We start from the raw sequence: 16,852 nt of genomic DNA, 5'->3' as shown, positions 1-16,852 counted from the left end.
CAGGACATCTTGCCAAACACCTTCGCCCTCAGGGCAGGGCACCTGCGCAGCACCACCGCCCGACATTAACTCACTGTCTTTATGATAATGTAAAGAAATACCTTATGTGAAAGGTTGAACTGCTGAAACCTTTATTGTTACCCCTGAACATTTGCTTGCTCAAAACTAGCGCAATCACTTAGCCTGCCATTCCGCCAATCAAAATTCATCATGAGTTACTTACGCGCTTTTCGCCGTTTCTTGGGCACATGGATGTTTGTTCTCTTGCTGGTATGGCAGGTAGGCCAGCCGTTGCAGGCAGCCACCTTTTATTGGAACCAGTCCGCTGCTGGGACTTACAGCTGGAATGATGGCGGCAACTGGCTGCCTGCATCGGGCTACCCCGGCGCCCTCGATGACATCGCAAACTTGAACTCTGCCCTCGGCGGAGCGCAGACAGTCAGTTTGAGTCAACCCACCACTCTCGGCACGCTCAATATTGGCGACAGCAGCGGCTCCGGCTACGCCATCACCCTGGGCACCGGCACCCTGCTCTTTGACGTGAGTGCTGGCTCCGCCGGCATTGTCAAAACAGGCGCCGGTCTCGACGTCATTTCGGCCAGCACCATCTTCAGGGACACGCTGGCGATCACCAACAACGAAGCGGTCGGCACACTCACCATCACCGGCACGTTGCGCTCGGCGCTCTCTGACCTCACGCTCAACGGTACCGGCGCGGTCGCAACGGGCTCCATTGACATTTCCGGTGTCATCGGCACCGGCGGCAGCCTGATCAAGAACGACGCCGGCACGGCGCGCATTTCGGGGAGCAACACCTATGCAGGCGCCACCATCGTCAACGCCGGCAGGCTCATCCTCAATGGCACGGCCGCGCTGCCGGTGCGCAGCGCAGTGACCATCGCCAGCGGTGCCAGGCTCGACGTCCAGCAGGCATTGACCATGGGCTCGTTGAGCGGTGCCGGCATTTTGGACAACTCATCCGCCAGCAATCGCGTCATCACCATCGGCCGCGACGACACCAGCACCACTTTTTCAGGCACCATCTCGCCCGCCACCGCCTCTCGCATTGCCATCACCAAGATCGGTGCCGGCACGCTCACCTTCGCTCCCACGGCCAGCAGCACCTTCTCCGGAGCCACCATCATCAGCGGCGGCGGCATCGTGCTCGATTTTTCGAACATGGCTTCCACCAGCATGTGGGCTTCCACCGCCACCACGCTTTCAGGCGGAAATCTGACGGTCAAAGGCAAGAGTGGCCTGGCCGTGTCCCAGACTCTTGGAAATTTCACCCTCGGGGCCACGGGCGGTTCCATCATCGTCGATGCCAACGGCAGCACCTCAGGCACCACCCTGACCTTGGGCACCTTCACATCGACCGCCTCCGGCGGCACCTTGCTCGTCCAGGCTCCGGCCAACACCACCGTGAGAGTGACCACCACCACTCCCACCAACAGCATCTACGGTGCCGGGCGTGCGGTCTTCACGGACGGCGCAGGCAGCTACAACTGGCTCAGCAACACCGGCGGCTCTTCTCCATTCGTTTTGAGCGGGCTCGGCACCGCGGTGGGCAGCACCCCTGGCTACACCGGAGATTTGCCCACGACCGGCGGCACCACCACGGCAAACTACACACTCAGCGGCGGCCTCGTTTTGACAGGGGCATCCACACCCGGCACACTCAAAATCACGTCCACCGGTGCCGGTCAGATCCTCGACCTCAGCACCTTCGGCATGACGGTCAACCAGTCAGGCATTCTCGTCACCGGCTCGGATGCTTACGCCATCAATGGTTCCACCGGCACCCTGGCCAGTGCTGGCTCGGCGGATTTGATCATCCATCAGTATAACACCGGCGGTTTGACGCTCAATGCAGGCATTTCAGGTGCCGGTGCCCTCGTCAAGGCCGGCACAGGCGTTCTGACCCTCGGCACAACGGTCGCCAACACCTTTACCGGCGCTGTTTTCGTCAACGGTGGCACCCTGAGCTTCAGCAGTGTCACTGCAGGTGGTGCGGGCAGCCTCGGCAATGGCTCAACAACGGTCGTCACGCTTCGTGATGGTGCCACGCTTCAGTACACGGGTGCCACCGGCACCATCAGCGGCGCTGCCACGACAGCGGGTGCGCACACCTACACCCTCCAGGGCGGCAACGCCACGATCGATGTCTCTCAGACCGGCACCATTCTCACGCTCAACGGTGTTGTCTCTGGGGCAGGGGGCCTGGTCAAAACAGGCGCTGGCACACTCGCGCTTTCGGCTCTCCCCACTTACACGGGGCCCACCACCATCAACGGTGGCGTTTTCCAGATCGGCATCACCTCCTCCACGGGGGGCATTCCTGACCTGAGTCCGGTCATCCTCGGCGCCTCCGGCAGCCTCGACATCAACGCCACGGCCGCCAGCCAGACCGAGACCGTCGGTTCCATCTCCGGCTCCGGCACCATCTTCAATTCGTCCACCACCGTCAAAACCCTCGCCGTCGGCGGTGACAACACCTCGACAACTTTCTCCGGCACCTTTGCCACCTCGGGCTCGGTCGGTGGCGTGGCGTTCACCGGGGCGCTTGCCAACGTTCTGACCAAGCAGGGCACCGGCATTCTGACCCTTTCTGGCACCAACAGCTGGACGGGCGGCACAAACATCGCCGCAGGCACGCTGCGCTTTGGCGTCGCTCAGGCCTTGAATTCCACTGGCACGGTCACCCTGGCCATCGGTGCTGCTGCTCTGCCGGCTCTGCTGGATTTGAATGGCTACAATTTCACCTCCGCTGCCATCACCTTTGGCGGCACCAGCACCACCTCCGCTGCCCAGGGCACTGTCGATGTCACCACCGCCACCCTCACCCTCGGCGGGAATGTCACCTACACGAGCACCGGCAATCCCCAGGCCGCCGTCATCACGGGCACCGGCACGGGCAATATCACCCTCAGCGCCGCACGCACATTCTCCGTCGGAGACAGCACCAATGTGGCGGCCGTCGGTGGGTATGAGCTTTCGGTCTTTGTTCCCATCACCGGGGCCTTCGCACTCACCAAATCGGGAGCCGGTAATCTGCTGCTCGCCGATGACAACACCTTCTCCGGGCTCGTCGTGCAGAGCACCAGCGCGGGCGGAATGCTCACGCTCACCGGCGACAACTCGGGTCTCACAGGCACCACCACGCTCAACAGCGGCATCCTCCTCCTGGACTACACAGCTTCCAACACCGCCAAAATCAGCACTACCGGGGCGCTTTCACTCCTGGGCGGCAGCCTCGTCCTCAATGGCAATGCTTCTGCCGCCACCTCACAGGTGGTCGCCAGCACCACCTTTGCCGCAGGCGCGCAGTCCGGCATCACTCTCAATCCCGGTGCAGGCCAGAGCCTGGTGCTCAATCTCGGCGCTCTCACCCGTGCAGCCGGCGCGGGCCTGCTGCGCATCAATCTCGCCTCCGGTGTCCAGAGCTCCTCCAATGGAGTGCTCACCTCCACCACCAACGACGCCACCACCGGCCTGGTCGGCACCGGCGGCGGCTGGCTCACCGTGACAAGCGGCGGCGTCACTTCCTTTGGCACGGTGTCCGGCGGCAACATCATCGCTGCCACCTCCACCCTTCAGGACGTGGTCACCGGCTGGTCGGCCGGGCAGAACATTTCGGATTCGGCAGGTTTCACCGGCACACTCGACACAGAGACGGGCATCACGAGCCTGCGCTTCAATTCCTCCGGCGCCTCCAATGTCGTCATCACCGCAGGTGGTCTGCTGCGCATCGACAGCGGCGGCATTCTCCAGACTTCCGGCGCCGGCGTCACCACCATCAGCGGCGGCCGCCTTGCCGGCAACATCGGGAACGAGTTGATCTTCACCACGGACAGCCTCTCCCAGTCTCTCTCCGTTTCATCGGCCATCACCGGCGCCACTCTCATCACCAAGGGCGGTGCAGGCACCTTGGCTCTCAGTGGGTATAACAATGCCACCGGCGCTTTCAGCGTCCTGGGCGGCACCGTCATCGCCTCCGGCGGCTTTGCTGTCGGAGACAGCCAGGCTCTGACGCTTGGAGCCGTGGGCTCCGCTGTCGTCTTCAGCCTGGCAGGCGGCACCACTGAAATCGTCGGCAGCCTCACCGGTGGCAATACCGGCTCCCACGGCGGTTCCACGGTGGCGCTTGGCGCGGGCAGCACTCTGATCATCAATCAAACGACGGCCGCCACCTATGCGGGGCTATTTTCGGGCGATGCCACCACCACCCTCATAAAATCCGGTGCATCCACGCTGACCTACTCCGCCAACGGAGGCAGCGGCTTTGTCGGCACCCTCCAGATCAACCAGGGCATCTGGCTCATGAACGGCAACGTCACTCAGTTCGGGACCGCACTCAACGCCATCGTGATCAGTGGCACTGGCAGTTCGGTGCAGTTGAACAATGACCAGACTTCCGGCATCAACCGTATTCCCGACGCCACCCCTGTGACAATGAGCAACACCGCAGGCGGCCTCGGCCTTTATGCCTCGCGCAACGGCGGCACCTCGACCTCTCTCGAAACCGTGGGCGTTCTGACCCTCAACGCCGGGCAGAACACCATCACCGCAGACGGCACCGCCGCCTCCCGCATCGGAGGCCTGAGATTCAACGACGCCGCACCTCTGGTTCGCAACAATTTCTCCACCGCCCTCCTCCTTGCCCGCAGCTTCGACACCGTGGCCACCCAGGGCGGCAGGATCGTTTTCAGTGTGGATCCCGGCGGCTCCATCGGCGGAGGTCTCGCCGGTGCAGTCACGGGTCAGACCAACTTCAGCATCTACCCCTTCTTCATCGGTGAAAGCACCGCCGCCGCACCCGTGGCCGCCACCAATGTCGGCAACTCCTTCGTCACATTCGTCGATGGCACCCTCGGGCTGCGCACTCTCAACATCGCCACGGAGTACGTCCAGGAAGCCGCCGGCTTCAATGCGCTCGCCAGCGTCACCACAAACAATGTCCGTTTTACCACCGGCGCGACGCTCGCCGGCTCGGCCACCGTCATCAATTCTTTGCTCGTGGACGCAGCCTCGGGCATCACCCTCACCGGGCCTTCCCGTGGTCTGCAGATCACCAGCGGCGCCATCCTTTCCGCCAATGCGGTGGCCAACGTCATCGGCGGCTTCACCGCCCTCACCACCGGCGGCACGCCCTACTACGCCTACGTCACCAATGCCTCGGGGTCGCTCACATTGAACTCAGCCCTCACCACCACCGCAGCCCTCGTGAAGTCAGGCGCAGGCACGCTCGTGCTAGGCAGCGCCGGAAACACCTTCACCGATCTCTATGTCAATCTCGGCCTCGTCCAGGCGGACGCACTCGGCAAGCTCGGCACCGGCAGCTTGAACTTCTTCGGCGGCGGCCTCCAGTTCTCCGGAGTTTACGACCCCTCCTCAAAAACCATCACCGTGGGTTCCGGTGGGGTGACGTTTGACACCAATGGCAACAATATCTCTTTCGCCAGCGCCATCGGTAACAGCGGCGTCGGCGGCCTCACCAAGATCGGCGCCGGCTCCCTCACCCTCAACGCCGTCTCCACCTTCACAGGAGCCTCCACCATCAGCGCCGGCCGTTTGATCCTCGACGGCGGTGCCAACCGTCTGCCCACCACAGCCGGCCTCAGCTTGGGCAGCACCGGGGTCTTGCAGTTGGGAGGCACGACCGTGGCGGATCAGGCAATCACCGACTTGAGCGCCGTTGCCGGGGCTTCCCTCGTCGGCGGAAACAGCACGGTCTCGACTCTCACCATCAGTCAAAACACCAACACCACCTATGCAGGTTTGATCGGCGGGGCAGGGGCCAATGAAAACAACATCGCCATCGTCAAAGCTGGCCTCGGCACTTTGACCCTGGGAGCCACCGCCAGCACCTTCACCGGCGGCATCACCATCAAGGCCGGTTCCGTCATCGGCGGCAACAATTCCAATACCTTCGGTGCCAGCACCAACGTGATCACTCTCGGAGACACCTCCGGCAGTGCAGATGCCAGCGTCACCTTCTTCAATACCGCCTCCGGTTACGCCAACCCCATCGTGGTCGCGGCCGGCAGCACCGGCACCGCCACGATCTTCCTCGGCACCACCACGGGCGCTCCGGTTCTCAGCGGCGGCATCACTTTGAACAAAGATCTCATCATCGCCAAGGAAGGCACCTCGGGCGCATCCTCCATCACCGGCGGCATCACCGGTTCCGGAAATGTCATCATCAGCAACAATGCCACCACCGGCACCATCACCCTGTCCGGCACCACCATCAACAACACCGGCACCATCACCAACAGCGGCCTGGCCACCGGCACCACCACCATCAGTTCCGTCATCGGCTCCAACGTGACCGGCGTCATCCAGAACAGCCTCACTTCCAGCCTCACCCTGGGGGGCGTCGCCAATCTGTGGACCTCCGGCCTCGTCATCAAGGCGGGCACCGTCATCGGTGGCAGCAATGCCAGCACCTTTGGTGACAGCTCAAACACCATCACCATCGGTGATTCCTCAGGCGCCTCGAATGCCACCCTGCAGGTGACCGCTGCGCTCACCTACCTGCAGCCGGTCACCGTCGCCTCCGGCAACACCGGCATTGCCACCATGATCCTCGGCACCGGCACCGCCAGTGTGATCTGGAACGGCTCCGTCACCCTGAACAGCCATGACCTCGTCATCGGCAAGACTTCGACCACCGGCAGCGCCCAGCTCAATGGCGGCATCACGGGCACCGGCAGTGTGGTCATCAGCAACACCGGCACCACGGGCGGCATCACCCTGGGCACCAACACCCTCAACAACACCGGCACCATCACCAACTCGGGCACCGCTACCGCCACCACCACCATCAGCTCCGTCATCGGCGCCAATGTCACCGGCGTCATCCAAAACAGCCTCACCTCCAGCCTCACGCTCGGCGCAGTCGCCAATCTGTGGACCTCCGGCCTCCTCATCAAGGCGGGCACCGTCATCGGCGGCAACAATGCCAGCACCTTCGGCGGCAGCGCCAATGGGATCACCATCGGCGATTCCTCGGGTGCGTCCAATGCCACCCTGCAGGTGACCAATTCGCTCACCTACCTGCAGCCCGTCACCGTCGCCTCCGGCAACACCGGCATTGCCACCATGATCCTCGGCACCGGCACCGCCAGTGTGATCTGGAACGGCTCCGTCACCCTGAACAGCCATGACCTCGTCATCGGCAAGACTTCGACCACCGGCAGCGCCCAGCTCAATGGCGGCATCACCGGCACCGGCAATGTGGTCATCAGCAACACCGGCACCACGGGCGGCATCACCCTGGGCACCAACGCCCTCAACAACATCGGCACCATCACCAACTCGGGCACCGCTACCGCCGCCACCACCATCAGTGCGGACATCGGCGCCAACGTGGCTGCTGTGATCCAGAACAGCGCCACCTCCGCACTGACCCTGAGCTCGGCCAGTTTGAACTTCGGCTCCGCAACCGTCAGTGCCGGTACATTGAACATCACCGGCTCCGCCGCCACCGCTCCCGCTTTGGCCAGTCTCAGCGTCGCCGCCGGTGCCACATTCAACACCTTCAACACCGTGGGCCAGACACTGCACCTCACCAGCCTGAACCTCGGCGCTGGCACCGGAGCCGCCACTCTGGGCATGGATCTCGGCTCCACGAGCAACTACGACTCCCTCTCTCTCACCGGCGCTGCCACCGCCGCCAATGCGGTAAACTTCAGGCTCACCGGGCTCGGTGGTTTCGGCCCCGGTGTTTACACCTTGCTCTCAGCCACCAGCGGCCTGAGCGGCGCCACTTACGCCCTCAGCTCCGCTTCCTCCCAGATGGCGGGCTACACTTTCTCCCTCTCCAGCACAGACAGCCTCGTCCAGCTCACGGCCACGGCTTCCACCGGAGACTTCTACTGGAAAGGTGCCGTCAGCGGCAGCTGGACCGCATTCAGCGGCGCCTCCTCAAACTTCACCTCCGATCTTGCAGGCACGTCAAACGTCCTGGGCACTCCTGGGGTGAACAGCAGCGTGATCTTCAGCGCCAATGGCCTCAGCAGCACCTCCCTCAGCACCACGCTGGATGGAGCTTTCAATGTCAAAGACCTCACCTTCAGCAGCAATGTCGGCTCCGGGCCCTTGACTGCGATCACCATCGCCCCGGGCACCGGTGGCTCGCTCACATTGACACCCACGTCTTCCGCCAGTGGCATCACTCTTCAGGCCGGCGCTCCCGCCGCTGTCACCATCTCGGCTCCCGTCATTCTCGCCGCCTCCCAGAGCTGGACCGTCGCAGACGCGGCGACAGTCCTCAATGTCTCCGGCGGTGTCACCGGCAATGGTTTCAGTCTCACCAAGCTCGGTGACGGCACCCTGCAGCTCACCACCGCCAATGCCTCCACCTACAACGGCATCACCACCATCACAGGCGGCACCCTGCGCGCCGGTTCCGCCACCGCCTTCAGCGCAAACTCTGCTGTGGTCGTCGGAGCCGCAGGCAGGATCCAGCTCAATGGCTTCAGCAACACCGTTGCTTCCCTCTCGGGGGCTGCGGGTGCCATCGTTGAAAACGGCAGCCCGGCCACTGCCGCCACCCTCACCGTGGGCGGAGACAACTCCTCCACCACCTTCGCAGGCGTCCTGCAAAATGGAGGCGTTGCCAACCTGGCCCTTGTCAAAAACGGCACCGGCACCCTCACCCTCAGCGGCGCCAATACCTATGCCGGCAACACCACCGTCAACAACGGCGTCCTCAACATCACCGGCTCCCTCATCGGCAACACCACCACCCCCACGCTCGCTTACGGCGCCACGGCAAACAGCACCGTTGTGAATGTCAGCGGCGACATGACCCTCTTTGCCATCACCGGCGGCAACTTCGCCGGATGCGCCGCCGTTTACAATCAGACCGGTGGCACCGTCACCATCGCGCCCGGCATCGGCAATGCTCAGTATGTTGCCAGGGCGGCGGGCTCCTACGGTTACTTCAATCTCACCGGCGGCGTCTTCAGGGCAGGCAACCGCTTCGACGTCAACGGCGCCCCCAATCTCGGCAGCGCTTTGAACCCCGCCACCTCCTCCGCAGGCGTCGTCTTTGTCGGCGGCACCGGTTTTCTCGACCACACCAATGCCGAATGGTTCATCAATGGCTACAGCCTCGGACAGATCACCGTCGCCGACACCGGCGTCATCGACCACACCGGCTCCACCAACCCGTTCGCCTTGTTCATGGACAGCACCACCGTCGGCGGCACCTACGGCGTTCTAAATGTCGCGGGCGGCAGTGTCATCACCGGCGCGCAGCCTGTGCGCTTTGGCAACAGCACCACCAATGACAGTGGCAACTCCGGCTTCGTCAATCTGGCCGCCGGCACGCTCAGCGTCGGCGTGGCCATCTCCTCCAGCGTCAATCCCACAGGTGCCAACAATGCCTACCTCAATTTCGCCGGCGGCACCTTGAAAACCACCGCCGCGATCTCCAACTGGGTGCCGGTCTCAAATGCCGGCATCACCTACACCTCCACTCTCTTCGGTTCTGTTGACAACCACGCCATCTCCGGCGCTCCCTCCTTCAATGGCGGCCTGGTCTTTGACACCAACGGCTTCAACAGCTCCCTCAATCAGCCCCTCACCGCCGCCACCGGCGTCGGGGTCACTCAGGCAGACATGACCGTCGTCGGCGGCACCGGCTACATCGGCGCACCCGCAGTTGTCTTCAGCAGCGCAGGTCTGGTGGCCGGCGGCACTCCCGCCGCAGGCTACGCCCTCATCAGTGGCGGAGTCGTCACCGGCATCGTCATCACCTCGCCGGGCACCTATGTCAGCGGCACCACACCCACAGTCACGCTCACTGGCGGTGGCGGCACAGGCGCGTCCGTCACCCTCGGCGCGCTCGCCACGGCCAACACCTCCGGCGGCTTGACCAAGATCGGAGCCGGCACGCTCACGCTCTCCGGTGCCAACACCTATGCCGGCGGCACCACCGTCACTGCAGGCACACTCGCTCTGGGGGCCGGCAACACCCTCCTCGCCACAGGAAACGTGACGGTGAATGGCGGCACGTTCGACCTCTCGACTTTTTCCAACACCGTCGGCACCGTCTCCCTTCAGGGCGGCCTCATCACCGGCACCACCGGCGTGCTCACCTCCACCTCAAATTTTGATCTGCGCAATGGCACCGTCAGCGCCATCCTCTCCGGCAGCGTGGGCCTCACCAAGACCACGGCGGACACTGTCACGCTCAATTCCGCCAGCACCTTCAGCGGCGCCGTCAATGTCAATGGCGGCAGGCTCTCCTTCGCCACCAGCGCCAGTCTGGGAAATGCCTCCGCCACCAACACCATCGGCATCAATGGCGGCACCCTCAGCTATTCCGGGTCCGGTTCCACGGACCTCACCACCGCGCGTGTGCTCACCCTCGGCTCCTCCGGCGGCACCGTTGAGACCGCCAGCGCCACCGGAGTTCTCACCTTCTCCGGCGGCATCAGCAGCTCCAGCACCGGCAATCTCATCAAAACCGGCGCCGGCACCGTCATCATCTCCGGCACCAACGGCTGGAACAGCGGCGCCAGTGCCGTCTTCGTGAATGACGGCACCTTGCAGGCCGGTTTTGGCACCGGCGGCATCAGTGCGCTCTCCGTCGCTTCCACCGGCGTGATGAGCTTCCAAAACGGCAGCACCCAGGCCCTCGCCCTCACCTCCGGCGCCCTTCAGGCCGTTGGCGGCGCACGCCTTGGTTTCGAGCTGGGAGCCTCCGGCACCAGCGATCAGATCATCAGCTCAGTCGCCGCCGTGGTCAGCGGTACCATCACCCTCGACTTCTTCAGCCTCTCCGGCTTTGGAAGCGGCACCTACAGTCTCATCTCGGCCGCAGGCGGGCTCGATCAGGCCACCTTTGCCCTCGGCACCGCGCCGGTCGGGTTCAATTACACCCTCAACACCAGCGCGACCCTCGTCACTCTCGACGTCGTGTCCTACGTCCCCGTTTACTGGACAGGCAGCCAGCCCACCACTTCCTGGGCCACCATCAATGCCGGCCCCTTGACCAACTGGGCCACCAACGCCGCCGGCACCATCAACTACGCCACCGTCCCGACCACCACAGACACCGTTATCTTCAGCGCCACCAATGCCACCGGTCCCGCCATCACCACCACCCTGGACGGCAGCTACACCATCGATGGCCTGCAGTTCATCGCCTCCCCCTCGGGCGTCACTGCGGTCACGATCAATCAGGGAACCACAGGAACCCTCACCCTCGCTCCCAGCAGCACCTCCGGCGGCATTCTCGTCGCTGCCAATGCAGGCGCCATCACCATCAGTGCGCCTGTGGTTGCCTCCAGTTCCAATGTGACCTCTCAGACATGGAACGTGGATGGCACAGGTGCCTCCCTTCTCGTCAGCGGCACGGTGTCCATCGATGCCCTCATCAACAAGTCCGGCTCCGGAGTCCTCACCCTCAGCAGCACTGGCAACACCGGCGCCGGCGGCTTCACCCTCTCCGGCGGCACGCTCAACATCAATGCAAACAGCGCCCTCGGCACCGGCACCTTCACCATCGGTGCGCTCACCACTCTCAACAACACCTCAGGCTCCACGGTCAGCCTGGCGGCCGCCGCCAACGCCATGGTCTGGAATGGCAGCTTCACCTTTGCCGGAGCCAATGCCCTCAATCTCGGCTCCGGCGCTGTCACGCTTGCTGCCAACACCACCGTCACCACCAGCGCCAGCACGCTCACTGCCGGCGGTTCCATCAGCGATGCAGGAAACACTCGCTCGCTCACCAAGTCCGGCGCTGGGACGCTCGTTTTGAGCGGCGGCATCACCATCGGCGGCAGCCTTTCGGTCACAGCCGGCACCGCGACCTTTGGCGGAGCCACAAACACCATTGGCGGCGGCTTCAGCATCTCCTCCGGCACCGCCACCATCAGTGGCAGCAGCTCCATCACCGGCTCGGTGGACGTCACTGGCGGCACCCTGACCTTGGGCGGCGCAAACACCATCAGCAGCGGTGTCAGTCTCACCGCGGGCACGCTCAACATCGGCCAGTCCGGCGCCATTGGCAGCCAGGCCTTCACCCTCAGCGGCGGCTCGTTTGACAACACCTTCGGCGCAGCGCTGACCCTGAACAACAATCCGCTGAACTTGAACGGCAGCTTCACCTTCATCGGCTCCAACGACCTCAGCACCGGCACCGGAGCCGTCACCCTGCTCAGCTCTTCCACCATCGGAGTGACCTCAAAAACTCTCACCCTCGCAGGTGTCATCGATGACGGCGGTGCCGGCTTTGGCATCACCAAATCCGGTGCCGGCACCCTGCGTCTGTCCGGACTCAACACTTACAGCGGCAGCACCGTCATCAACCAGGGTACCTTGGTTTTTGACACGCAGCAAAACCTCGCTGCAGTCACCAACACCCTCGTGTTCGGCACCTCCAGCGCCATCACCACCGTCGGCACTTTGGACCTCACCGCCGTCAGCGCCAGCTTTGGCGGCGGCTTGATCGCACAGAGCAATTCCTCCTCCGCCAGCATCATCAGGATCGGCTCGGGCATGACCCTCTACACCGGCAACGACGTGTTCGTCGGCGCCTCCACCACCTCGGGCACCACCACCTCCATTCTGAACGTCACCGGTTCATCCGCGGGCGTCGGCACCTGGGACGCCTCCTCCTCGGGAGCCACGTTCCGCGTCGGCGGCGGCAGCACCGTCGCCAGCACCACCACCCTGGACATGACAGGTCTCGGCACTTTCCTCGCCAATCTCGGCGGTGGTGCCTTCCGTCTCGGCAGCGCGGACTCAGGCACCGTCTCGGACACCGTCAAAATCCTGCTCGCCCCCGCCAGCACCATCACCGCCTCCGTCGTGGATGTGGGCGCTTCCACCGCTCACGCCGGCACCTCCACCTTGACGCTCGGTACCGGCGTCACCACTCTCAACGCAGACGTCCTGAACATCGGCGGCGTCTCCACCAGCACCACCTCCGCCCGCGGCAGCGGGGTGGTCAATTTCGCCGTGGGCTCGGGCACTTTGAAGCTGCGTGCCGTCAATGGCACCGGCGCCACCACCATCAATTTGATCAACACCACCGGCAGCACCAACACCGCCCTCACCGCATCCGCCCTCTTTGCTGGCAACAGCGTGGACATCCTCGCCAGCACGCTCACCATCGCCTCGCGTGCGCCCACCGCCACCGCCACCACCCAGAGCGCCACCTCCACATTCACCTTCGACACCGGCACCCTCGCCGCCACCACGGTCACTCTCGCCAGCCGTGGCGGCTCCAGCCTCACCACTGGAAACGTCACCGGCTCTCTCACCATTGGCGGCACCACCGCCGGCACCACCGCCACGTTCACGACCGTGAACATGAGCACCAACTCCGCCTCCACCGCAAACTCCTCCGGCAGCGCCGTCTCCACCCTCGACATCAGCGGTCAGGGCACCGTCACAGTGACCACTCTGAGCATGGGCTCTCTCAGCGTCAGCGGTGCCACCGCCACCAGCGGCACACAGGCCACGCTCAACATTGCCGGCACCGGCACGGTGAACATCACCACCCTCAACATGGGCGTCAGCACCCTCAGCGGCACCTCCGCCCTGGGCGGCACCTCCGCCGTCATGAACATCAATGGTTCCACCACCACCATTGGCACTCTGAACATGGCCGTCAATTCGGCCACCGCCGCGGCCACCATCGCCACCTTGGGCATCGCCACCATCAATCTCAACAGCGGCACCCTCCGCATCACCGGCAACCTCACCATGGGCAACACCACCGCCAATGCGCTCAATGCCGTGAGCAATTCCATCATCATCAACGGCGGTACCCTCACCGTGGACGGCAACATCGCCGCCACCAACGGCACCGGCACGGAAACCTCCACCCTCACCCTCAATGGCGGTGTCCTCGACATGACCGGCGGCACCATCGGCGCCTCCGGCAATCTCGTGACCACCTTCAATCTCCAGCAGGGCACGCTCAAAAACCTCGCCGACTTCAATGCGGGCGGCGCCTTGGTCAAATCCACCGCCGGCATTCTCATCCTCGACGGCACCAACGCCTACGCCGGCGACACCACCTTCGCCGTGGGCGGCGGCACCATCCAGCTCGGCGCGAGCAACGTCCTCCCGGACGGTTCCGGCAAAGGCAGTTTCGTCACCACCAACGGCCTGCTGAACATGAACGGATTCAGCGACACCGTGAACGGCCTCAGTGGCACCGGCACCGTGGACAATCTCGCCGCCGGTACCACCAGCACACTCACCGTCGGTGCCAACAACGCCTCCAGCACCTTCGGCGGCGTGCTTCAAAACACCGGCGGCAGCGCGGTCCTCGCGCTCATCAAAACCGGCACCGGCACTCTCACCCTCAGCACCGCCAGCACTTTCACCGGCGGCACCACCATCAGCAATGGCATCATCCAGATCGACAACGCCGGCGCCCTCAGCAGCGGCGCTGTCACCTTCGCCACTTCCGGCGTGCGCCTCGTGGTTGGCACCGGCCTCACCTTCTCCAACGCCATCACCATCGGCGCCAACAACAGCGCCTCCGGCAGAGGCATCATTGAGGCGGGGACCGCCGCCGGAACGGCCACCGTTTCCGGCCCCATCACCATCAGCGCCGCCGCCGCGGCCGGCGGCCATTTCGCCGCGCCCACCGCCGGCACCGTGTTGAATGTGACGGGCGTCATCACCTCTTCGGTCGCCGTCACCGCTCGCCTCGGCACCGTGGTGTTCTCCGGAGGCGGTACGGGCTACACCAGTCTCGTCAACAACCAGGACACCACCGCCATCGGCGCCAATAACGGCATTGCCACCACCGCCACCCTCACCATCGGCTCCGTGTCCGCGGGCACGTTCGATCTCGCAGGCTTCAATCAGTCCCTGGTCGGCATCGTCAAAGGCGGATCAAGCACGGCCACCATTGGGAACAGCTCCACCACATCCGACTCCACCTTGACCATCACAGGCGCCGCCCAGCTTTATGCAGGCGTCATTCAGAACGCCGTTGGCAGCGGCACACGAAAGGTGAGCCTCGTCATCAGCGGCGGGTCCCTGACTCTGACGGGCGTCAACACCTACTCGGGATCGACCACCATCTCCTCCGGCACCCTGGCCCTCAGTGCCTCAGGCACCGCGGCTTCCACAGCCGTCACCGTGACCGGCTCCGGCTCCGTCTTCGACATCAGCGGCGTCACCCCCGCCTCCGCCACCATCGCATCTCTCTCAGGGGGGGCTGATTCCAGCGTCACCCTTGGGGCAAAGACTCTCAACACCGGTGCCGACAATGCCAGCACCACCTTCAGAGGGACCCTCAGCGGCGTCTCCGGCGGATTGACCAAGCAGGGCACCGGCACCATGACCCTCACGGGCAGCAACTCCTATTCAGGCACCACCACCATCAGCGCAGGCACCTTGCAGCTGGGAGACGGCACCAGCGGCAACGACGGCACGATCACCAGCAGCCTCAGCATCGTCAACAACGCTGCCCTGGTCTACAACCGCTTTGGCAGCCTCTCTTACGGCGGCATCATCAGCGGCAGCGGCACAGTCACCAAGACAGGTGCGGGCACACAGATCCTCAGCGGTGCCAGCACCTACTCCGGCGGCACCACAGTCTCCGGCGGCACACTCCAGATCGACAACACTTCCGGTTCCGGCACCGGCACTGGCAGCGTCACCGTCACCAACACCGGCAGCAGGCTCTCAGGCTCCGGCACCATTGCCGGCGCCACCGTGATCAGCAGCGGTGCCGTTCTTGCTCCTGGCATGGGCGACACAGCCACGAGCAATCAGACCCTCACCTTCACCGCCGTCACCAGCACTCTGACCGTCAGTGACGGCGCCAGGATCGAGCTCAGCATCTCCGCTCCCACCACGCAGGCCTCCGGCGTTTTCTATGACGGGGCTTTTCACGACGGCCTTGGCGGCACCGCGACCACCGCTCTTGCCTATCTTCAGGGCATCGGCAGTTCCAGCCTGGCCGTGTGGAACAGTGCCACTCCTGGCAATCATGATTTCATCAATCTGGGCGCAGGCTCCCTCTCTCTCGGCACAGGAGCCGGGACCATCACCATTCTCGACAATGGCTACACCGCACACGGACCTCAGCTTGGAGACGTGTTCAACCTCATCGACTGGACTTCCTACAGCGGCAGCTTCAATGCCAGCACCGACTTCAGCCTCCCGGACCTCTCGGCATCCGGCATGTCTTGGGACACCACAGCCTTCACCACCTATGGCCTCATCGTCGTCGTGCCAGAGCCCTCACGCGCACTCTTCCTCCTGCTCGGTCTTGTCGGCCTTATGCTTCGCCGTCGGCGCTCATCTCGCTGAAGCCGCACGCCCTTCCATCATCCAGCGTTCCCATCCTCCCAGACTGCGGATCAAGAAGATCCCACCTGTGAATCAGAGCATGAATAGTTGAAACCGGGTCTGAAGAGAATGGGGCAGTCAGGCTCGCCAAGGCCCAGCGCTGCGGGCCAAAGGTCCGCAGGAGTCAGCCCTGGGTGTTGGATCCGCAACATTCTCGCTCAAGGACGCGCTCTGAAGGAGCGCGGGAGAGGCTGCGAGATCATCTGCACCCTGCGGGCCTCCCTGAATCGATTTGCGCGACTGTTCAGACTCGTTTTCCGCTGATTTGGGTATCACACCACGATGCGTTGAAAAAGGGTCTGAAGGTGGAGGCACGAGCCGACGGAGGGGGATCATCTTGATCCCCCCACCTGCAGCGTGTTCGTGGATCTGCGAGGGCGCAGGGCGATGCGGAACGTGTGGGATCGGGACGATCCCACTCCTCCGGAGCGCTGGCTGGCCGCATGGAATGCTGGCTTTCACCCATGAGACCCGTTTTCAGCTGTGCGTGGTATCATACCACGAACTATTG

Annotated in this window: 1 protein-coding gene; it reads left to right on the top strand. The window is 63.9% G+C overall.

Annotated features, from left to right (window positions below; translation table 11 throughout):
* Nucleotides 1-252 precede the first annotated feature (252 nt).
* The gene (locus ACFQDI_RS10130) at nucleotides 253-16,302 is read left to right on the top strand and encodes an autotransporter-associated beta strand repeat-containing protein (protein WP_377166078.1); all 16,050 of its coding nucleotides are present in this window, start codon (nucleotides 253-255) and stop codon (nucleotides 16,300-16,302) included.
* The last annotated feature ends 550 nt before the right edge of the window (nucleotides 16,303-16,852 follow it).

The organism is Prosthecobacter fluviatilis (genome assembly GCF_042655725.1).
Taxonomy (GTDB): Bacteria; Verrucomicrobiota; Verrucomicrobiia; order Verrucomicrobiales; family Verrucomicrobiaceae; genus Prosthecobacter; species Prosthecobacter fluviatilis.
Note: the sequence above shows the minus strand (reverse complement) of the source record. Positions and strands in the feature narration are given on the sequence as shown.

Excerpts from the sequence above, each read along its gene's own strand:
- ACFQDI_RS10130 (WP_377166078.1), top strand. The coding sequence starts at position 253 with ATGTTTGTTCTCTTGCTGGTATGGCAGGTAGGCCAGCCGTTGCAGGCA.